The 20,803-nt window shown below is 62.3% G+C and carries 20 protein-coding genes; 13 read left to right on the top strand and 7 right to left on the bottom strand.

Annotation, left to right across the window (positions count from 1 at the left end):
- Window positions 1-59: 59 nt before the first annotated feature.
- A complete protein-coding gene (locus tag NCT04_RS24985; RefSeq protein WP_250468177.1) occupies window positions 60-890 on the bottom strand; it encodes a helix-turn-helix transcriptional regulator in 831 nt (276 codons plus the stop codon).
- A gap of 98 nt (window positions 891-988) precedes the next feature.
- On the opposite strand from NCT04_RS24985, the gene NCT04_RS24980 reads away from it, so the two are divergent.
- A complete protein-coding gene (locus NCT04_RS24980) occupies window positions 989-1,876 on the top strand; it encodes an SDR family oxidoreductase (RefSeq protein WP_250468176.1) in 888 nt (295 codons plus the stop codon).
- 138 nt (window positions 1,877-2,014) lie between these two features.
- Here NCT04_RS24980 and NCT04_RS24975 read toward each other — a convergent pair whose 3' ends face one another.
- Window positions 2,015-2,467: a DUF2501 domain-containing protein gene (locus NCT04_RS24975; protein WP_255784742.1), complete on the bottom strand. Its 453-nt coding sequence runs from the start codon at window positions 2,465-2,467 to the stop codon at window positions 2,015-2,017.
- 390 nt (window positions 2,468-2,857) lie between these two features.
- On the opposite strand from NCT04_RS24975, the gene tauA reads away from it, so the two are divergent.
- The 3 genes from tauA to NCT04_RS24960 are packed head-to-tail and all read left to right on the top strand — an operon-like array spanning window position 2,858 to window position 5,534.
- Window positions 2,858-3,889 (top strand): taurine ABC transporter substrate-binding protein, encoded by a 1,032-nt coding sequence (gene tauA / locus NCT04_RS24970; protein WP_244830267.1) that lies wholly within the window; start codon window positions 2,858-2,860, stop codon window positions 3,887-3,889.
- Window positions 3,886-4,665, top strand: coding sequence for a taurine ABC transporter ATP-binding protein (locus NCT04_RS24965; RefSeq protein WP_250468175.1), 780 nt, complete (start codon window positions 3,886-3,888; stop codon window positions 4,663-4,665). The genes tauA and NCT04_RS24965 overlap by 4 nt, the downstream gene beginning before the upstream one ends.
- Window positions 4,666-4,715: 50 nt before the next feature.
- A complete protein-coding gene (locus NCT04_RS24960; protein ID WP_250468174.1) occupies window positions 4,716-5,534 on the top strand; it encodes an ABC transporter permease subunit in 819 nt (272 codons plus the stop codon).
- Window positions 5,535-5,730: 196 nt separating this feature from the next.
- On the opposite strand, the gene NCT04_RS24955 is transcribed toward NCT04_RS24960, so the two are convergent.
- From NCT04_RS24955 to phaP, 4 genes are all read right to left on the bottom strand, one after another.
- Complete coding sequence (locus NCT04_RS24955; RefSeq protein WP_250468173.1) at window positions 5,731-6,858, bottom strand: zinc-dependent alcohol dehydrogenase family protein; 1,128 nt, start codon at window positions 6,856-6,858, stop codon at window positions 5,731-5,733.
- Window positions 6,855-8,519 (bottom strand): acetolactate synthase large subunit, encoded by a 1,665-nt coding sequence (locus NCT04_RS24950; RefSeq protein WP_250468172.1) that lies wholly within the window; start codon window positions 8,517-8,519, stop codon window positions 6,855-6,857. The genes NCT04_RS24955 and NCT04_RS24950 overlap by 4 nt, the downstream gene beginning before the upstream one ends.
- Window positions 8,516-10,120, bottom strand: a complete 1,605-nt coding sequence (locus tag NCT04_RS24945; RefSeq protein WP_250468171.1) for an acyl CoA:acetate/3-ketoacid CoA transferase — start codon at window positions 10,118-10,120, stop codon at window positions 8,516-8,518. Before NCT04_RS24945 ends, NCT04_RS24950 begins: the two co-directional genes overlap by 4 nt.
- 108 nt (window positions 10,121-10,228) lie before the next feature.
- Window positions 10,229-10,771: a TIGR01841 family phasin gene (gene phaP / locus NCT04_RS24940; protein WP_250468170.1), complete on the bottom strand. Its 543-nt coding sequence runs from the start codon at window positions 10,769-10,771 to the stop codon at window positions 10,229-10,231.
- A gap of 479 nt (window positions 10,772-11,250) precedes the next feature.
- Here phaP and NCT04_RS24935 point away from each other — a divergent pair, with 479 nt between their 5' ends.
- The 5 genes from NCT04_RS24935 (at window position 11,251) to NCT04_RS24915 (ending at window position 15,590) form a co-directional block, all read left to right on the top strand.
- The gene (locus NCT04_RS24935; protein ID WP_250468169.1) at window positions 11,251-12,060 is read left to right on the top strand and encodes a transglutaminase-like domain-containing protein; all 810 of its coding nucleotides are present in this window, start codon (window positions 11,251-11,253) and stop codon (window positions 12,058-12,060) included.
- A 40-nt stretch (window positions 12,061-12,100) separates the two neighbouring features.
- Complete coding sequence (locus NCT04_RS24930; protein WP_250468168.1) at window positions 12,101-13,189, top strand: zinc-binding metallopeptidase family protein; 1,089 nt, start codon at window positions 12,101-12,103, stop codon at window positions 13,187-13,189.
- 239 nt (window positions 13,190-13,428) lie between these two features.
- The gene (locus tag NCT04_RS24925; RefSeq protein ID WP_250468167.1) at window positions 13,429-14,151 is read left to right on the top strand and encodes a hypothetical protein; all 723 of its coding nucleotides are present in this window, start codon (window positions 13,429-13,431) and stop codon (window positions 14,149-14,151) included.
- Between the two features lie 39 nt (window positions 14,152-14,190).
- Window positions 14,191-14,652 (top strand): YsnF/AvaK domain-containing protein, encoded by a 462-nt coding sequence (locus NCT04_RS24920; protein ID WP_250468166.1) that lies wholly within the window; start codon window positions 14,191-14,193, stop codon window positions 14,650-14,652.
- Between the two features lie 62 nt (window positions 14,653-14,714).
- Window positions 14,715-15,590 carry a YsnF/AvaK domain-containing protein gene (locus NCT04_RS24915; RefSeq protein ID WP_250468165.1) on the top strand — a complete coding sequence of 292 codons (876 nt, stop codon included), beginning with the start codon at window positions 14,715-14,717 and terminating at the stop codon, window positions 15,588-15,590.
- Window positions 15,591-15,634: 44 nt separating this feature from the next.
- On the opposite strand, the gene NCT04_RS24910 is transcribed toward NCT04_RS24915, so the two are convergent.
- A complete protein-coding gene (locus tag NCT04_RS24910) occupies window positions 15,635-16,441 on the bottom strand; it encodes an alpha/beta hydrolase (protein WP_250468164.1) in 807 nt (268 codons plus the stop codon).
- A gap of 161 nt (window positions 16,442-16,602) precedes the next feature.
- On the opposite strand from NCT04_RS24910, the gene NCT04_RS24905 reads away from it, so the two are divergent.
- From NCT04_RS24905 to NCT04_RS24890, 4 genes are all read left to right on the top strand, one after another.
- Entirely contained in the window at window positions 16,603-17,388 is a 786-nt protein-coding gene (locus tag NCT04_RS24905) for a DUF4118 domain-containing protein (RefSeq protein ID WP_250468163.1), read from the top strand.
- An 8-nt stretch (window positions 17,389-17,396) separates the two neighbouring features.
- Window positions 17,397-18,272, top strand: a complete 876-nt coding sequence (locus tag NCT04_RS24900; protein ID WP_250468162.1) for an alpha/beta hydrolase — start codon at window positions 17,397-17,399, stop codon at window positions 18,270-18,272.
- Window positions 18,269-19,057: a MipA/OmpV family protein gene (locus tag NCT04_RS24895; RefSeq protein WP_250468161.1), complete on the top strand. Its 789-nt coding sequence runs from the start codon at window positions 18,269-18,271 to the stop codon at window positions 19,055-19,057. Before NCT04_RS24900 ends, NCT04_RS24895 begins: the two co-directional genes overlap by 4 nt.
- Window positions 19,058-19,391: 334 nt before the next feature.
- Complete coding sequence (locus tag NCT04_RS24890) at window positions 19,392-20,261, top strand: ATP-grasp fold amidoligase family protein (protein ID WP_244830253.1); 870 nt, start codon at window positions 19,392-19,394, stop codon at window positions 20,259-20,261.
- Window positions 20,262-20,803: the final 542 nt, after the last annotated feature.

Here is a 20,803-nt window from a genome sequence, read left to right as displayed (position 1 = left end):
CGCACCAACGAAGCCTTTGGTCTTAGCAAATTAACAACGCGCTCACTTGGATAGGATCGTTACGCCTTCGCGGCAGCGAGGACCTTGACGCGCGCGGCTATCGCCGGGTCCATTGGCGTGTAGACGATCATGCCGAGATCGGGCCGGCCATCGACGGAGAATGCGGAATACTCCAACTCGATCTGACCGAGCACGGGATGAAGCAGGCGCTTGATGCCATTGCTGTCGCCGTGGTTCAGCACATCGTTGTCGCGCCATAACGCCTCGAATTCCGGGCTTGCGCCGCAGAGTTCGTCCACGAGTTCGCTCACCTCGGAAGCGAGTCCGGCACGCGCCACATCCGCTCTGAACGCGCCCACGACGAAGCGCGCGACGCTTTCCCAATCGTGCTGCTTGGCCCTGACGGTGGGATTGCGGAACAGGAACTGCAGGATATTGCGCTCACCGGGCGGCAGCGTGCCGTAGTCGGTCAGCACGACAGCGGCGGCGCGGTTCCACGCGACCACATCCCAGATGGCGGTCTTGATGATTGCCGGACTCGCTTCGAGCGAATCGAGCAGGCGTTGCAAGCGGGGGTGAACGCCTTCGACCGATTTGTAGCGCACTTCGGGCGGCCGCCCGAGGCCCAACATGAAGAGATGCTCCCGTTCGGTATCCGTCAGCATCAATGCGCCGGAGATGCGGTCGAGCACTTCCGCCGATGGCGCGCCGCCCCGCCCTTGTTCGAGCCACGTGTACCAGGTCGGGCTGATATGCGCGCGCTGCGCGACCTCTTCCCGGCGCAGGCCGGGCGTTCGTCTGCGCCCGGAATATCCGAAGCTCGCCGGGTCGAGCCGCGAGCGACGGCTCCTTAGGAAATCGCCCAGCGATCGTGCGGTGTTGACTGACATGAAGACCCTGTTAGTCGCTTTACCATGATGAAGTCACTACTTTAACGGGATAAGAAACGATCGGATAGTAAGCGGGTCACGACCAGGGAGCTTTGACCATGCGTATTTTTCTGACAGGCGCGACCGGTTTTATCGGCTCGGCCCTTGTTACCGAACTCATTCGCGCCGGGCATCAGGTGCTCGGCATGACGCGCTCCGATGCGGGTGCGCAAACGCTCGAGAAAGCGGGTGCCGACGTTTATCGCGGCACGCTGGAAGAGCCGGACAGTCTCGTCGCTGGCGCGGCGCAAGCAGACGCCGTCATCCACACGGCTTTCGATCACGACTTCTCGAGGTTCATCGAGAACTGCGAGAAGGACAAGCGCGTCATTGCCGCGCTCGGCTCGGCGCTCGAAGGCTCGGACCGGCCGCTCGTCATCACGTCGGGAACCGGGATGGGCGGTGGCGCGCATGGCGAGGCGGCGAGCGAGGATGTGTTCAACGCGAGTCATCCGAACCCGCGCATCGCGTCGGAACTCGCGGGTCATGCGTTGCTGGACGCGGGCATCAACGTCTCGGTCGTGCGGCTGCCCCAAGTCCACAATCCGTTTAAGCAGGGACTCATTACGCCGCTCGTCGAGGTCGCGCGGGAGAAAGGCGTATCCGCTTATGTCGGCGATGGCCAGAACCGCTGGCCGGCGGGTCATCTGTCGGATGTCGCGCGGCTTTATCGGCTGGTCGTGGAAAAGGGCGAACGGGGCGCGCGATATCACGCGGTGGGTGAAGAAGGCGTCAGCAGCCGTGAGATCGCCGAGTCGCTGGGACGAGGCCTGAAGCTGCCGGCCGTTTCCATCGCGCCGGAGGAAGCCGCCGCGCATTTCGGATGGATGGCCATGTTCGTCGCTCTGGATATGCCCGCATCGAGCGCGTTGACGCAGGCGCGGCTCGACTGGCATCCGACCGGGCCGACGTTGATCGCCGATCTGGACGAGGCGCGGTATGTTTAACGCTTGAACGCGCGGCGCGGCGCCTCGGCATGAGAGCGCTGCGCATCGCTTCTGGATCGCTTAAGAAGCCGTGGAGCGTCTTCGACGCAAACGTCGAGGACGCTCTCGCGGAAGCGTTCCATTGCCGACGTCAAACCGTCAACCACCCAGCAACGACTTGCCTTGCGACAGTATCTTGTCGCAGACCTGCTTGGTAATCTGCTCCTTGAGCCCCCCGCCGCTCAGATCGACCTTGCCGCTGCCGCTATTGAGAATGCCCTTGGAGCCGTCGGTGTATCCGCTATCGCTCGTCGATGCACCGCCCGGCAGTTTGCTCATCAAGCCGTCCTTGACCGATGACGCGCCACCGCCGAGGTAGTTGTTCTTGATGCAATACTGGAGCACGCCGGCTACGTTGCCCGTGCTGTTCGATGTCAGCGATTGCAACGACATCCCGCTGCCCAGACTGCCGAGGCTGCTCAGTCCGCCACCGGCTCCGCTATTGCCCCCCTGATTGAGCAGATTGCCGAGCTGCGCATGCGCGGCGGGGACATACGCGAGCGTCGCGGCGAGCATCGTAGCGGCCAGGGTGGAACGAGTGCGTGAGATCATGCGAGCCCTCTCTCTTCGTTGAAAACATCCTCCACTATAGTGCGTTTCGAAGAAGCGGCGACCCGGACTCGAACCCTTCGATGAAACAGTGCTCGCGAGATCGAGCAATGCACGCGCGCCACGGGTTCAGACAAGCTTACGGAATGTCGACCCGATGCGCTTGCCTAAACGGTCCGACTTGTCGAACTGTGCGATCGGCTCGTGGATGCGGAGCGCATCTTCGAGTGTCGGCGCCAAGTGTCGCGCCGCTTTTTACGCCGCGCATCAGGGTGCGGTTTCAATGAAGACCAAAGCAGTCGCGATGTGATTTGCTACGCATAAAACATTGGTAGCCGCGGCACGTGAAGTGCCTATAGTCGAAGGCTTTACAACGACCTTAGCGCCTGCTCCATGAAACACACGACCCGTCGTCAACTCCTCGCCAGCCTCGCCTCTTTCGCACTTGGAACCGTCGTTCTCGCACCGATGCACGCGCAAGCGGAGACACGCGAGGTCGTCATCGGCTATCAGGACATGGTCGTGCCGTGGCGCTATGCGCAGGCAAGCGGCGCGGTCGAAAAGGCGACCGGCTACAAGGTCACGTACCGCAAGCTAGGCAGCGGCGCGGACGTGATCCGCGCGCTGGCGTCCGGCTCGATACAAGTGGGCGAAGCAGGGTCGAGCCCGATCGCGGCCGGACTGTCGCAAGGCGTCGATCTCTCGCTCTTCTGGATTCTCGACAACATCAACGACGCTGAAGCGCTCGTCGTGCGCAACGGCTCCGGCGTGACGAAGCTCGCTGATCTGAAGGGCAAGACGCTGGGCCTGCCGTTCGTATCGACCTCGCATTTTCATGCGCTCGTGGCGTTGCAGCAGGCGGGCGTCGATCCTTCATCGGTGAAGATCGTCAACCTGCGGCCGCCTGAAGTGGCGGCGGCGTGGGAACGCGGCAATATCGACGCGACCTACATCTGGGACCCGGTGCTCGCCAAGGTCAAGCAGAACGGCAAGGTGCTCGTGACATCGGGCGAAGTTGCGAAGGAAAGCGGCAAGGCGACCTTCGATGGCTTCGTCGCCTCGCGCAAGTTCGCGCAGGACAACGCCGCGTTCATGGCGGGTCTCACCAAGGTGCTCGCCGATACCGACGCGCAATACCGCGATCACAAAGCCGACTGGACCGCCGGTTCGAAACAGGTCGAGGCCGTGGCGCGAGAGTCCGGTGCAACCGCCGCCGACGTGCCCGCGAGTCTCTCGCTCTACGCCTTTCCAAGCGCGAGAGAACAGGCGTCGCCAACCTGGCTCGGCGGCGGTCAGCAATCCGGCGCTGCAAAGTCGCTCACGGCCACCGCACAGTTCCTTAAGCAACAAGGCACGATCCAGAACGTCCTTGCTGACTATTCGACGGGCGTCGATCCGCGCTTCGCGCAGCAGGCCGCGAAATGACTTCGCTGTCCATCCGCAATCTCGGCGTCACGTATGAAGGCGCGAGCGCGCCCGCGCTCAAGGGCGTCGATCTGCAAATCGGCAGCGGCGAGTTCGTCGTCGCGCTCGGCGCTTCCGGATGCGGCAAGACCACGCTGCTCAATTGCCTTGCAGGCTTTCTCGATCCAACCGAAGGCGAAGCGTCGCTCAACGGCGAGCCGATTCTCGGGCCGGGCGCGGAACGCGGCGTCGTGTTCCAGAAGTACGCGCTCATGCCCTGGCTCGACGTGCTCGACAACGTCGCGCTCGGCTTACGCTTTCGCGGCGTCAAGCGCGACAAGCGTCGCGAGATCGCGCGCCGCACGCTTGCCCTCGTCGGCCTCGCGCAATACGAGCACGCGAAGGTCTATGCGCTGTCGGGCGGCATGCAGCAGCGCGTGGGCATCGCGCGGGCGCTCGCCAGCGATCCCGAAGTGCTGCTGATGGACGAACCGATGGGCGCACTCGATGCGCTCACGCGCGAAACCGTGCAGGAACTCGTGCTCGATGTCTGGGCGCGCACGCAAAAGACGGTGTTTTTCATCACGCATAGCGTGGAGGAAGCGCTCTTTCTCGCCACCCGTCTCGTGTTGATGACGCCGGGTCCGGGCCGTATCGAGGAAGTGCACGAACTGCCGTTCTCGCGCGAGTACGTCGCGAATCGCGATGCCCGCGCGGTGAAGGCATCGCCCGCGTTCATCGAGTGGCGCGAGCGTCTGACGCGGCGATTGCATCGTCCTGTCACGGAGGCCGTGTGACGCAGCCCGTTCAGGAGGCCCGCTTCGCTCCACCCTCAGAAAGCGCGGCAGTGCCTCGCGCCCGGCGCGCGAAGCGTGGCAAGCGCTATCGCGGCATGCCGGGCGCGGGACCCACCGCGATGCCGAGCACGTTATGCGTCGTGGCGATCGCCGTGCTGTGGTGGGCGACCACGCATTTTCACTGGTTGCCACCGCTTTTTCTGCCGTCGCCCGAGGCCGTGTGGCGTGCTTTCATCGATGCCGTGCACGGGCGCATTCAGGGCGGCCTGCCGCTATCGGAGCATCTGCTGTGGAGCGCGATTCGCGTGTTCGGCGCGTTCGCGCTCGCGGTCGTGACGGCGGTGCCGGTCGGCATTTCGATGGGCGTGAGCCGGATTGCGCGCGGCGTGCTCGATCCGCCTCTGGAGTTTTACCGGCCGCTGCCGCCGCTCGCTTATCTGCCGCTCGTCGTGATCTGGTTCGGTATCGATGAAACCGCGAAGATCGTCGTCATCTGGCTCGCGTGTTTCGCGCCGATCGCCATGGCCGCGCGCGCGGGCGTGCGCAGCGCGACCACCGAGCAGGTGAACGCCGCGTGGTCGCTCGGCGCGAGCTTCCGGCAAGTGGTGCGGCATGTCGTGCTGCCCGCCGCGTTGCCCGAGATTCTGACGGGCTTGCGCATAGCGGTCGGCTTTGGCTGGACCACGCTCGTCGCGGCGGAAATGGTCGCGGCTAACGCCGGTCTCGGACAGATGGTGCTGAACGCGTCGAGCTTTCTGCGCACCGACGTAGTGGTGATGGGCATCGTGCTCATCGGTGCGATTGCGTGGATCTTCGACTTCGGCATGCGCGCGCTGGAACGGCGGCTCGTGCCGTGGAAAGGGCGTTGAAGGCGCGCCTTCCACGCAATCATCACAGCGAAGACAAGCGCGATGCGTTCCTCAAGCAGTCGTCGAAGCGCGTTTCTCGATGGACTGCGGCGGTCACAAGGCAGCTTCGCGAACCGAAAGACATCGTTCTCGAAGGCAAGGCGCGATTGCCTTCCTTCGCGAACGACTTCATGCGGCTACGCGTGGTCAAGCCGAATCAATCGAACACGACCACCTGCCGAATCGCTTTTCCCTCATGCAGCAGGTCGAAGCCATGGTTGATCTCGTCGAGCTTCAGGCGTCCCGTGAGCAACTTGTTCACGGGCAAGCGGCCTTGCGAATAGAGATCGACGTAATGGGGAATATCGCGTGACGGCACGCACGTGCCGATATAACTGCCCTTCAACGTGCGTTCCTCCGCAACGAGACTCACCGCTGGCAGCGGCCAGTTGGCGGTCGATGGCGGCAGCCCGGCGGTCACCGTCATTCCGCCGCGACGCGTGATGCGATACGCGAGATCCAGCGCGCGAATCGAGCCTGCGAATTCGAATGCGAATTCGACGCCGCCCGAACTCAGCGAGCGAATCTGTTCGAGCGCATTGTCCTGACCCGCGTTGACCGTATGCGTGGCCCCGAGCGCGCGTGCCTGTTCGAGCTTGTCGTCGGCCAGGTCGATGGCGATGATCTGCCGCGCGCCCGCCGCGTGTGCACCGATGAGCGCGGCGAGACCGACACCGCCCAGCCCGATCACCGCCACCGACGCACCGACTCGCACCTGCGCCGTATTGACGACAGCGCCCACGCCCGTGAGCACCGCGCAGCCGAAGAGCGCGGCATCGCCGAGCGGCACGGCGGGATCGATCTTCACGACCGAGCGGCGCGACACGGTCGCGTACTCGGCGAACACGGAGCAGCCGAGATGATGGTTGAGCGGCCCGCCCCCATGCGAAAGCCGCCGCTCGCCGGACAGCAGCGTGCCGGCGCCGTTCGCGGCCGCGCCCGGCTCGCACAACGCCGGCCGCCCTTCGGCGCACGGGGCGCAGTGTCCGCAACTCGGCACGAACACGACGACCACGTGATCGCCCACTTTCAAATCGGTCACGCCCGCGCCGAGTTCCTCGACGATGCCGGACGCTTCATGCCCCAGCGCCATCGGCATGGGACGAGGCCGGTCGCCATTGATGACCGACAGATCCGAATGACACAACCCCGCCGCCGCGACCTTGATCAGCACTTCGCCCGGGCCGGGCGGCGCAAGCTCGACCTCTTCGATGCGAAGCGGCTTCGATTCCGCGTAAGGCGTGGCCGTACCCATCGCGTTCAGAACTGCTGCCTTGATCTTCATTTCGTCCCCTCGATGCCGCGGTTGCCGAGTTCCTCGACAAGCACGCGAATGTTTTCCGAATAGTCTACCGGCACGATCACGAGCTGCACGCCGCCGTCCTCGAACGCGCCCTCCAGCGCCGGAACCAGTCCTTCGGCCGATTCTACGCGCCGCCCTTTCGCGCCGTAGGCATCGGCATACTTGAGGAAGTCCGGATTGCCGAAGGTGAGGCCCCAGTCGATGAACTTGTCGACGGCCTGCTTCCAGCGAATCATGCCGTACGCGTCGTCCTGAATGATGAGCACCACGAGGTTCAGCTTCAGCCGCACCGCAGTTTCCAGCTCCTGCGAATTCATCATGAATCCGCCGTCGCCGCACACCGCCATCACGCGCCGCTCGGGGTGGAGAAGCGCCGCCATCATCGCGGATGGAAGGCCTGCGCCCATCGTCGCCAGGGCGTTGTCGAGGAGCAGCGTGTTGGCGCTGCGTGTGCGGTAACAGCGCGCGAACCAGATCTTGTACATGCCGTTGTCGAGCGCGACGATGCCATCGGCGGGCATGACTTCGCGCACGTCGTGGACGATCCGTTGCGGCGTCAGCGGAAAGCGCGATTCGTCGGCGCGGTCGAGCGTGCGCTTCAGAATGCCTTCGCGCAGCGGCGCCAGCGCACCCGCGCACGGCAACCTGCCTTCGACGCGCGCGGCGAGGCGCGACAGGCTCAAGCCTAGATCGCCGACCACTTCCGCATGCGGAAAGAACACCTGCTCGACATTGGCGGGCGTGTAGCCCACATGGATCACCTGCGGCCCCTTCGGTCCCATGAAGAACGGCGGCTTTTCGACCGTGTCGTGACCGATTGCGAGGATCAGGTCGGCGCGGTCGATCGCTTCGTGCAGATAGTCGCGCTCGCTGAGCGCGGCCGTGCCCATCCACAGCTCGGTGGCTTCGTCGTTGCCGATAGCCGCGACCGTGCCCTTGCCCATCTGCGTGTTGAAGAACGGAATGCCGGTGCGGCGAATGAAGTCGGTCAACTGGCCCGCGAGCCGCGGCCGGTTGCTCGCCGCGCCGAACATGACGAGCGGCCGTTCGGCGTGCATCAGCAGGTTCGCGGCGCGTTCGATCGCGGCGTCGTGCGCGACGGGCAGTTCGACCGGATGCCTGGGAACGATGCCCACGTCGTCGCTCACTTCGGTGGCCGCCACGTCTTCCGGGAGTTCGAGATGCACGGGGCCGGGACGCTCTTCGGCGGCGAGCCGGAACGCGTCGCGTATGACCGTCGGAATACTCGCGCCGCTCACGATCTGCCGCGATGCCTTGGTGAGCGGCTTCATCGTCGCCACGATATCGACGATCTGGAAGCGCGCCTGCCGCGAGGTCATGATGGCCTTCTGGCCGGTGATGAGGATCATCGGCATGGCGCCGAGTTGCGCGTAAGCCGCCCCGGTGACGAGGTTCAGCGCGCCGGGACCGAGCGTCGCCATGCACACGCCCGGCTGACCGGTCAGACGACCGTGCGTGGCCGCCATGAAGGCCGCCGACTGCTCATGGCGCGTCACGATGAGCTGAATGCTCGATTTGCGCAGCGATTCCACGACATCGAGGTTTTCCTCGCCCGGCACGGCGAAGATACGATCGACGCCTTCGTTTTCGAGCGCCCTGACAAACAGGTCGGATGCTTTCATTGGCAGTCTCCTTGCAACGCGAGTTCGCGGGTCATTGCGCCGCGCTCGGTGAGAATGGTCGACAGGTCCATGATCTGCGGAAGGAAGATGCGCGGGTCCATTAGCCGGACCTGACGCACGATGGGCGCAAAGTCCATATGCGCGAGGATATCGCGTTCGAGATCGATACCCGGTGCGATCTCCGTGAGTTCGAGTCCCTCGGGCACGCGACGAAACACGCAGCGTTCGGTCACATACAGCACGGGCTGACCGCGCGCGGCCGCGAATTCGCCATTGAAAGTGATCTGTTCGACGCGCTCCACGAACTTTTTCTTCGCGCCTTCCGAGATGATCGCGAGCCGCCCGCCTTCGATCTGCACCTTGAGTCCGCCCGCCGTGAAGGTGCCCGCGAACACCACGGAGCGCGCGTTCTGGCTGATGTTGATGAAGCCGCCCGCGCCGATGAGCCGCGCGCCGAAGCGGCTCACGTTGACATTGCCGCCGCGGTCCACTTCGGCCATGCCCAGGCAGGCGAGATCGAGACCGCCGCCATCGTAGAAATCGAATTGCTGATTCTGATGCAGGAGCGCATCGACATTGATCGCGGCGCCGAAATCGAGGCCGCCGAGCGGCATGCCGCCGATCACGCCTGGCTCGGCGGTCAAGGTCAGATGACTCAGCAAGTGCTCCTCGCCCGCGACAGCCGCCACCACTTCAGGCACGCCGATCCCGAGATTCACGACGCCGCCTGGCGGCAACTCGAACGCGCAACGGCGTGCGATCACCTTGCGCTCGTCGAGCACGGGGCTTTTCATCTCGCCGACCACGGCTTTCGTTTCGGCCGAGAACGCTGGGTCATAGGCCGTGCCGTATGTCTGCGGCTGCGCGCCGGCGGGCACGAGCACGATGCGATCGACGAGAATGCCCGGCACCACCACCGCGCGCGGATCGAGCGTGCCGCTTGGAACGATCTGCTCCACTTGCGCAATCACCAGACCTTTGCCGTTATGCGCGGCCATGGCGATAGCTTGCGCGTCGAGCACGAGCGCTTCGCGCTCCATCGTGATGTTGCCGTCGGTGTCGGCCGTGGTGCCGCGAATCAGCGCCACGTCGAGCGGAAAGGCTTTGTAGAGCAGCCACGGTTTGTCATCGATCTCGATGACGCTGACGAGCTCTTCCGTCGTGCTCGCGTTGATCTTTCCGCCGCCAAGCCGCGGGTCGACGAACGTACCGATTCCGACTTGTGTGATCGTGCCGGCGCGATGCGCCGCGATATCGCGAAACAGATGCGACATCGTGCCGAGCGGAAGGTTGTAGGCTTCGATCAGGTCGTCGGTCGCCATGCGTGCAAGCTTCGGCACGAGCGACCAGTGTCCGCCGATAGCGCGCCTGATGAGCCCCGGCAGCGCAATGCGGTTGAGTCCGCGCTCGCCGCCGTCGCCCGGTGCGGCGGCGAAAACGACCGTCAGATCGCGTGGCGTGGCGGCGCTTCGGAAACGTCGTTCCAGCGCGATCAGCAATTCATCGGGTGTACCGATGCCGACGAATCCCGAGCAGCAGACGGCGTCGCCGTCGCGGATCAGTCCGATCGCTTCGTCGGCGGTCGCAATCTTGTCTGTCATGGCGGGACCTCTCTAAGCCAGCAAAATCACCGGAGTGCTCCAGGCGTGGCCGCAATAAAAAGCCCGCTTAAGCGGGCGTTGGCGACGGATGTCACATTCCCGGAAACTTCACGCCGAATGTTTGGGGCTGGTGTTCAATAGCTCGATGCTGGCGTTGGTCGCACCAGTCACGCTATCCACCGTGCTCTCGCTTGCATCGAGAATGAGCTTGGGCGCAGCGCTTGCCGCATGCGCGGACGAGGCCACATCCGATATCGAAGCAATCGACTTTTGCACTTGCGACGAGCCTTGCTGCATGGCCGATTCGAACGCGCCCTTCATGCCGGAACCGTATTGCTCGTACTGGCTGCGCGCTTCCTTGAGGATGTCGGCTTCCGTCTCACGAACGATCTGGAAGAAGTGGCGCGCATAAGCGGCCGACTTCTCCGGCACTTCCGCGAACAGCGTCCACTGAAAACCCATGAAGTCGCTCGGTTTCACGTCCGAACCCGACGTGAGGACCGAGGCGCTTTCCTCGAACACAGCCTTGACCGTCTGCACATTCAGATCGGCAAGCTGTTGAAGTCCCATCGCATAGCGCTTCGTGATGCCGAAAAACGCTTCGAGTTGTGTCGTTGCCGCCGGTGCCGATGATTGAAGAATAGGAAACATTGTCCGCTCCATAAAGAGGTACGTGCGAGCCGATCCGTGGGTACGGCGCCCGTTTTGCTGCATTGCAACAATGAGTCCATCATACGGGAGTGGTCGCATGCGTCAAGCAAAGTTTTTGTGATCCTTCGGTTTCCTGATGTTTTTCAACGGCGACACCGTTGAAGCGATTCGGGCAAGGTGCGTCAAGTCGAATGAACCGGTTTTGGCGCGCTTCGGAGTGGATGCTGCTTTTCTTTCCAAAGCGTTGGGACAAAGTAATGGTGTTATCGTGTATTCACAAGCATCGATGGTTCCAGGCCCCGATGTTGCTGGAACAAGTTATCTCATGCTGGCATGCAACAAGAACGTCCTCATCCGATGCATACATCAGGTGAATGGCGGCGCTTGGCGAAGCTGGCAAAATCTCCTGGGTCGTGTCGAAGGTCGAGGCGTTCGGTTGATCGCCCTAGTACGCCCGTTAATCCTTTGGACCCACCTCCATGAAGCTCCGCGTCGGTTTTCAATTGACCTATAACTGCACTCAGGCCACGCCTGCGGTGCTCATGCTCAACACGCATCCTTCCATGTCGGACAAGGTCGTCGTTGCCGATCGCATTACGTTCGATCCGCCGATCGCGTTCACACACTATTACGACGGCTTCGGCAACTTGTGCACGCGTATCGTGACGCCGTCTGTGGGTCCGCTCGTCGTGGCGACCGAAGGCGTGCTCGAAGTGCCCGATACGCCGGAAAGCTATCCCCTGGAAGATGGTCAACTCCCGGTCGAACAACTTCCCGACGAGTGTCTACAGTTTCTGCTGGGCAGCCGCTATTGCGAAACCGACTTGCTTTCCAACTTCGCGTGGCAACGGTTCGGCGGACTGTCGCAAGGGCGAACCCAGGTGCTCGCCATCTGTGATTACGTGCACGCACACATCAAGTTCGACTACAAGACGGCACGGCCCACGCGCACGGCTTCCGAAGCGCATCAGGAAGGCATCGGCGTGTGCCGCGATTACGCGCAACTCGCGGTGGCGCTCTGCCGCGCCCTGAACATTCCGGCGCGGTATTGCACCGGCTACATCAGCGACGTAAACCTGCCGCCGCCTTATGCGGACCAGGATTTCTGTGCATGGTTCGAAGCCTATCTCGGCGGAACCTGGCAGACTTTCGATCCGCGCAACAACGCACCGCGCACTGGCCGTGTACTCATGGCGCGCGGCCGCGATGCGACCGACGTGCCTATCAGCATGACCTTCGGGAGCGCGGCCCTGGTCGACTTCAAGGTGATTTGCGAGCCGTGCGAATGATCTTCGCGTCCACCTTTAGAACGCCCACGAATCGTCCGTTATGAAAGCGTTTCACTGCACCGACTGCGGACATCTCATCTTCTTCGAAAACGTTCAATGCGAACGCTGCGGGTCGATGCTCGGCTTCATTCCGGAAACGGGCGAGATGAGCGCATTCGTCAAGCTGAAGGGGCCTCGGTGGGAAGCGAAGCCGGCGGACGGCGACGTTCGCTACAAGCCGTGCCACAACTATTCGGTCGAAAAGGTTTGCAACTGGATGGTGCCGGAAGACTCGCCGGACCCGTTCTGTCATTCTTGCCGTCTGACCGCCGTGATCCCGAATCTGAAAGCGCCGCGCCGTCGTTATTACTGGGCCAGACTCGAAGCCGCGAAGCGTCGTTTGCTGTACACGCTCGCCGTGCTGGGATTGCGCGTTGACACACGCAAGGAGCATCCGGAAACCGGGCTCGAATTCGAGTTTCTCGAAAGCCGCCGAGGCAAAAAGGTGTTGACGGGCCATCATAGCGGCCTCATCACGATGAACATCGCCGAGGCAGACGACGTGCGTCGCGAACGCGTACGCATCGCCATGCGCGAGCCCTACCGGACCTTGCTCGGTCACTTCAGACACGAGATCGGCCATTACTACTTCGATCGCCTCGTGGTGGGCGCGCGGCGAACGGCGTCGTTCCGCACGCTCTTCGGCGACGATCGGGCGAGTTACAGCGAAGCGCTTTCCCGCCACTATCGCAACGGCGCGCCTGCCGACTGGGCGACGAATCACGTCAGCGCCTACGCGACCATGCATCCCTGGGAAGACTGGGCGGAAACCTGGGCGCATTATCTTCATATCGTGGATACCACCGGCACCGCGCGCGCATGCGGCATCAACATCGCGCCGGTGAGCCGCAAAGGTCCTAACTTCGCCGCGCAAGTGCTGCCTCACTCGCCGAGTTTCGAATTGTTGATGAAGCAATGGACGATGCTGACGTACGCCATGAACAGCCTTAACCGAAGCCTCGGCATGCCGGACCCGTATCCGTTCACGCTCGCACCTGGCGCCGTGAAAAAGCTGAGGTTCATCCATCGTCTGATCGAGGCGCAGAGCCTCGAGCATGAACACGATCGCGTGGAAGCAAACTCGCCCTGAGTCCGCATTGAAGGACATCGATAGGTCAACGCGGCGATAAGTGTTCTTCGCCCGCCGCGCGACACCCTCAAGCAGATCCCACCTATTTGCTCCCGACCGCATGCGCGAACCTTCGTCCATGCCGGTTCAAGCCGCCTCCGGCACTTCGTGGGAATGGTGATTGCACCTACAAGTTGGCCAGCACGCGTTGCTCACTAGACGTGCCTGTTTTGGCTTCCTAAATTCTTTTGGATACCGCTATGCGCCTGCTTACTACACAATATGGTCTACCCCGCGTCTCATGGGGCGCCGTCATCGCGGGAGTCATCCTCTCGTTGATCGCGTACCTCATGTTGACTGTGCTCGGAACCGCTATCGGGGCATCGGTGCTGTCGCCACTGACTCAGCCCGATCCATCGCGCGGCTTCGCGTTCGGCTCCGGCGCCTACATGATCGTGATGACGGTCATCGCCGTGTTCATCGGTTCCTATTTTGCAGGGCGTTGCGCGCCGGTTCTTGGCTGGCTGCACGGCTTGCTTGCATGGGCCGTGATGATCATCGCAATGGCATACGGCGCAACGTCGCTTGTCGGCAGCGCAGTGAATGCGGCAGGCAGCATCGCATCGACCGGTGCGACGGCTACCGCCGCGGCCAACCCTTCGGCCGCAAGCGGCACGATGCTGGGTTCGCTCAAGGCGCAGGTTCAAGGCGCGGTTGCTTCCGCAACGGCCGCTGCATCCGGCCCGCAAGCTGAAGCCGATGCACGTCAGGCCGCCGATACCGCCGCACGCGGCGTCGCCCGCGCTTCGTGGTTCTCGTTCGCTGCACTTCTCGTCGGCGCGATCATCGCGATCGTGTCGGGTGGTGCGGGATTCCGCCACCAACCGCCGTTCGAAGATGCAAGCGGCAGCGCTCGCGATGACGTCGCCTTGCGCGCCGGTGCCGCAGGACGCCTTGCGCCGGACAATCGTGTCACACGCTAAACGCCCTATCCGACTGATCCACGAAACCTGGAGTCGCGCATGAGCACGCAGAATCGAACGGCGACAGGTGTCGTGGAAACGTCGACGTTGACCGCCACTGAAGAACGTCTGCACGTATCGACGGAAACGCTCGAAACCGGCATGGTGCGCGTGCGTGTCGTGACGCACACCGAGTCGCGCGAGGTGCCTGTCGTTCTGCACAACCGCACGGCACAGATAGAACGCGTTGCCCTCAATCGTTTCGTGGACGCGGAGTTTGCGCCGCGCCATGAAGGCGACACGTTGGTCGTGCCCGTCTTCGAGTACGTGCCCGTGACCGAACTGAGGCTGATGCTCAAGGAAGAAATCCGCATTACCACTGTAGTGACCGAAAAAAATGACGTGCACAGAGCCGAGTTGCAACGTCAGGAAGTCGTCGTGGAAAGGCGCGCTGGAACGGTTGGAGACTGGATTGCGGACCCCGCGATACCGTCCTCGGGCTCGGGCAAGACATCTTCCTGAGCCGTTCTTCGAAGCAACGTCTGGCCGCCATTCAAATCACTCAAAATTACCCGGAGCAAAACATGACTCAAGCAATCGTTGGTGTATTCGATTCGTTTCAGCAAGCCGAAAGCGCGGTCGCGCGTCTCGTGGAAGGCGGTCTGGACCGCGCCGACATGGAAGTGCACGCCAGTGACGAGACGAGCGGCGCGGAACGTCCCGTGGTTGCAGATCGACCCGCTTCCGCTGCCACGGAAGAAGTCGGCATCGTCGGCAAGATCGAGAATTTCTTCGGCAACATGTTCGCTGGCGACGACCGGTCGGAAGACATCGGCAACTATCAGGAAGCGGTTCGTCGCGGTGGCGCGTTACTCACGGTCAACGTGAAGGAAGAATCACAGGTGCCGCTCGTGCGTTCGACGATGCACGAGGCGGGCGTCGTGGATATCGACGAACGCGTGGCGCATTGGAAAAGCGGCGGTTATGCGGGCTTCGATGCATCCGCGAAGCCGTTGACTTCGGATGAAGTGCTGGCCGATCGCCAGTCATTCGCGGTGACGCGTGAGTCGCTCGAAGTCGGCAAGCGCGAAGTCGAAACCGGCGGCGTGCGCGTCTATTCGCGCGCCACTGCAACGCCTGTCAGCGAAACCGTCAATCTGCGTGACGAGCATGCGACGATCGAGCGCCGTCCGGTCGACCGGCCCGCCACGGCCGCCGACCTGAAGGAAGGCTTCGTGGAAATTCGCGAGACGGCAGAACACGCCGTCGTCGCGAAGACCGCGCATGTCGTCGAGGAAGTCGTCGTGGGCCGGCAGGCAACCGAGCGCACCGAGACGATCAACGAGACACTGCGCGGCACGGATGTCGAAGTCGAACACGTCGAAGCCAAGAGCGTCGACCCGGTGCGTGCGATCGACGGCGTGAGCCCGGTTGCGCCTGTCAAGCCGACCTCGCATTGAGCCCGCGCGACTGACCGACGAGAAAACGCCGGCGCCGGGCTTCGTCAGCCGGCGTGCATCCACTGCAAGACCTGCCGCCAGTCCGCCTGCGTCATGACGCCGAACCAGTGGTCATGATCGGCGGTCGGCAGGAGCATGAAACGCGCGCGTTCGTGTTCGTTTGCGAAGCGGCGCGCATGCATCACCGGGATCAGCGTGTCCAATTGCGCGCCCACGATCACGAGCGGGCCGTCGTAATGCGACACGGCGGCGACGGAATCGAAGCCGTCGTGCAGCATCCAGCGGATCGGAAAAATCGGATATTTTTCGGCGGCGACGTCGGCGAGCGAGTCCCACGGCGTGATCAAAACGACGCCCGCGAGCGCTGCTTCATTGCCCTTCACGACCTGCGCGGCCATGCCCGCACCGAGCGACTCCCCAACGAGATAAAGCGGCCCGCGCCACTGCGCGATGGTGGCCGCCAACGCTTCCCGCGATGCGGCTAGCGCCGCCTTCATCGTGCGCTCTCCCGGGCGTCTGCCGTGCCCCGGATACTCGACGATCACCACCCTATACCCGTCACGCACGAACACGTCGGCGAGCGGCAATTTGGTGTCGGCCGACTCCTCGTTACCGTGATAAACCATGAACGTCCCGCGCGGTTCGCGCCCGGCCGGAGTGACGACATAGCCCGCGAATTGGTCGCGCACTTGCAACAGGTCGATGCTTGCACCGGCGTGCGGGACTGTGCGAAGATCCGGCGCGCTCGGAGTGGAAGGCAGAAGCATCCGGTCCTGCACCATAAAGAGCGTCAGCGCCGCAAGCAGATAAGCGGCGATGGCAAAGCGTAGACCGTGGGACAGCAGGGGCATGCGAATTCTCTCGTTCGACATCATCAAGCTTTTTCAGACGTTGAAAGCATAATCATTCCAGCGCCCGCGCGCCGCGAAAGCCCGTTATGCCTCACATGGCATTAAAGTCGCGCGCCGGAACGCCGATACCACGAGGACAGTCACACGCCTCGTGCAATAGCATGCATATCAGTAATTCTCGCCGATGGGCGCCGCGCGGCGGCAAACGATGGATCATCGCGGCAAGCGCGCTTTTTACCGCCGCACTCATCCGCACGCTGCTGCACCCGCTGCTTGGACCCGTCATGCCCGGAACGGCGTTTCTCATTGCCGCCGTTCTCGTCGAGTACTACTGCGGTCTAGCGCCGGCTGTTTGCGTGATGCTTGCCGGACTGTGTATTGCCGACTTTCTCTTCGTGCCGCCCTATGCACGCATCGAGGACTTCGACCGCGCGGATATCAAGCTGCTCGTGTCGTATCCGTTGATCACTATCGTCATGATGACGCTCGTCGAGCGGCTCAAGCGCGCGCAGTATCGCGCCGAGTTGCTCGCTTCGGTGGCGCAGTCGCGCTATGAGATGCTCTTGCGTCACGACAACGAACGCCTCATCACGCGCCGGGCGACCGAGGAAATGCACCGGATGCTCCAGCACGTCACGCAATACAACCGTTCGCTGATTCTCATCAAGGCGCTCGATCCGACGACGCGTGTCTCGCCCGCCAATTTCGTCGCGGCGGCGAATTCCCCGCTTATCGACGATGACGCGCCGCGCGCCGGCATCGCATATGGCGCCAAGCATGCCGATGCCCACGGCGAAGATATTGCCCGCGTCAGCGATGCCCTTCTGCCGGGGCTTCACCGTATCCGGTTCCAGTCGGACGAGCAGGACTGGCGGCCCGTCGAATGTGTTTGCGAGCGCTTCGCCACGCCATCCGGCGATTATCTCGTCCTCCGTTCGGCTGCCTGACCATGAACATGCCTTACTTTCCCCCCGCCCAGAACCGGGATCACGCGGTCCTGCTGCTGCACGGCCTGTCCAGTTCGCCGCTCGAATTGCGCTTTCTCGCCCGCTATCTCGGTGAAGAGGGCTTCGCAACGCACACGCCGGAGTTGCCCGGATACAGCGCGGGCGCCGGACACGCTTCGATGGAAGAGTGGCTGCGCGCGGCCGTGGCGGAATTCGACGCGCTGGCGGCGCGGCATCGGCACGTTTCGGTGTGCGGCCTGTCGATGGGCGCGGCGCTCGCCGCCGCGGTCGCCCATGAACGCCCTTCCGCGCGCGCCCTGCTGTTGCTCTCGGTCACGCTCGACTATGACGGCTGGGCCATCCCGTGGTATCGATTCCTGCTCGACTGGGCGTACTACACGCCGTTGCGTACGCGTTATCGCTACCGCGAGCACGAGCCTTATGGTCTGCGCAATGAAGCGCTGCGCACGAAGATCGCCCGCGCGATGCAAAAAGGCGAGATCAGCGAAGTCGGCCCGGCATCCATTTCGATGCCCGCGCTGCACGAGGCCAGCCGTCTCGCGGCATCGGTGCGTGGCAAGCTGAAGCGCGTCACGAGCGACTGCCTCGTCATTCACGCTATCGACGACGAGACCTCGAGCCCGCACAACGCGCGATTCGTCGCGGCAAACGTAGGCGCGTCGTTCTTGCGGACCATCTGGCTCGACGACTCCTATCACATGATCACGTCCGACAACGAGCGCGAAGTGGTGGCGCGCGAATGCACGATGTTCCTGCGCGAGAGCGCGTCTGCCTGCGACTCCGCCGATGGCACAGGTCCCGTGATGTCGCGTGCCCTGGCGCGTCGGCTCCGGCAAACGGCTGCAGGCGCGAAGAGAGCATGAAGCGCGCGCAAACATTCATCGCGCGCACCTGCGTGGCGCTTGCGGCCGTGCTCGCATTTGGACCGGCATACGCCGCCGACGCGGACACGCAAACGAATGGTGACTGGAAAATTTCGATCGGGCCCGGACTGTACGTGTTCCCCGAGTTTCCGGGATCGTCGCGGATCAAGGTATTTCCCTTGCCCGTGCAGGATATTTCCTGGCGCGACCGTATCTTTTCGCAAGGTCCGGACGTGCTCGGCGTCAACGTGCTGCGCGGAGAGAACTACCACGCAGGCATGTCGGTGAGTTTCGACTTTCAGTCGCGATCGTCGTCCGATGACGCGCGACTCGACGGCCTGCCCAACGTGCACTACGGACCGAAGCTGCGACTATTCGCCGATTACACGTACTGGGCCTTCACCGGATCGACAGCCGTTTATCAGGACATCGGCGGCACCGGGCAAGGACTCACCGCGATGGCGGATCTCTATGTCTCCGCGCCCATCGGCAAATTGCTGCTAACGGCGGGGCCGGGGCTGACTTGGGCCAATGGCGCTTATACGCGCACGTTCTTCGGCGTTTCACAGCCGGAAAGCGTGGCGTCCGGATTGCCGCAATACTCCACCGGCTCGGGCCTGCGCGACGTCCACTTCAATCTGGCCGCGAATTACACGATCTCTTCGCACTGGTCGGCCAACCTGGTCGCAGTCGTTGGCCGGCTCGAACGCTTCGCTGCCGGCAGCCCGATTACAGAACGCAGGTTGGATGTGAACGGAATGGCCTCGGTCGCATATCGCTTCTGAACGCAATCTATCAACCTGATTACATACAGATTCGAAAGAGCTTGAGATATCGGGCCTCACGCGCTTGCTTTGGAAATAAACTCCGCGCATTTAGTAAGACGTGAACTTGACGTCCCTTACGTTCCATCGCAACGTGCGTTAGCGCACAAAACCAGCCACGTCGCTGGCCATACTTGACCCACGTGACCTTCTTCACGTCTGAAAGGCTGCAATTTTCACCGCGACTTATTCAGTAACTGCATTATTTTGAATATGGCACATTGTGCGTGCCCTGCTTCGCCAAAACGGAATGAATATCTAATTCACGATGATCGCGAACGCCTTCAAAAATTGGATGCCCGACGAACTCTTCCTCCGTCTGCAGCATCGCAGGAAGATCGGGCGATTCCCGAGTCTTGCAAATCCCGAAACCTTCAACGAGAAAATGCTCCGGCGCAGTCTGAACCCGGACGCGCGCTTTACCGATCTGGCCGACAAGCTCATTGTGCGTGACTTCGTCAGGCGCGTGATCGGCGAAGAACATCTGATTCCGCTGCTCAAGGCGTCCGAGCTCTTCACCGAAGAGGATTTCGAGGCGTTGCCCGACTCCTTCGTCATGAAGGCCAATCACGGCAGCGGCTTCGTCAAGATCGTCCGCGACAAAGCGGAAACGAGTTATCAGGAACTGAGGACGCTTGCCGACCGGTGGCTTGCAACCGACTTTTCCAGAACCGGGCGCGAGCGGCATTACCGCGCGATTCAACCACGGCTGCTTTTCGAAGCCCTGCTTCTCGATGAACAAGGCAACATTCCCGCCGACTTCAAGATCCACTGCTTCAATCCCGAAGAGGGACCTTCCAAGCTGTTTGTCCTGCTGATCTCTGATCGCTATACGGGCCATCCGCGCGGAGATTTCTTCGATGAATCGTGGAACCACCTCGACATCAGGATCGGACACTATCCGCGTAGTGCGACGCCTTGCGAGCGCCCGGCCAACCTCGACGCGATCCTCGCCAAGGCAAGAGCGTTGTCGGCATCCTTCGACTATGTGCGCGTGGATCTTTATGCACCCGACTGCAAGATCTTCTTCGGCGAAATGACCTTCACGCCGGGCGGTGGACTATATCCCCTCTTCCCGGACAGCGTGGATTATCAGTGGGGGCAAATGTTGCAGGCAGCGCCTCTCTTATCTACGCCGAAAATGTCGACGCGGACGATCGGGTGAATCGGCGTGTGTGCGGTTGTCGAAACGCTGACACCGCCCGCATTGGTCACTCAGGCGTGACGTGAACACACTGAGCCATCGGTTCGCGTCACGTCACATCGTTTCCCTAAAGCTCTTCCTCTTGAACAACGCCGCGTCCGCGGTTGGGTTGCATTTCGCAAGCCTTCGCTACCCGAAGCGTTCGTGCGTTATCGATGGTTCAAGATTCGATCACGCTCTCTGCATTGTCTTTACGACGCATCTACGTTTTTTCATATTGCCGCCTCACAAAGCGCCGTTAAGGAAAAGCGTTTGCGCAACTCTGTAGTTCGAGAAGCGACCTGCAAATCCCGGCCGAATTCGTTCAGACTCGAAGTGTTCCGCGTAGTCCCTGGCGTCAACGCAGTCATCGCTTAACGCAGGTCTCGAGGGCTCTCGACCGCGCCTCTGGTCAAGGCAGCGCAGGCATCCTTTCGCCTTCCATTTATTAGTTCGCATCCCTACTATGTTTAAAGAATGGCGATTTTATCGCAGAGTAATTGGAGTTTTCCGCGAGAAGGCGG

The sequence above is a fragment of the Caballeronia sp. GAFFF2 genome, assembly GCF_023631485.1.
Classification (GTDB): Bacteria; Pseudomonadota; Gammaproteobacteria; order Burkholderiales; family Burkholderiaceae; genus Caballeronia.
Note: the sequence above shows the minus strand (reverse complement) of the source record. Positions and strands in the feature narration are given on the sequence as shown.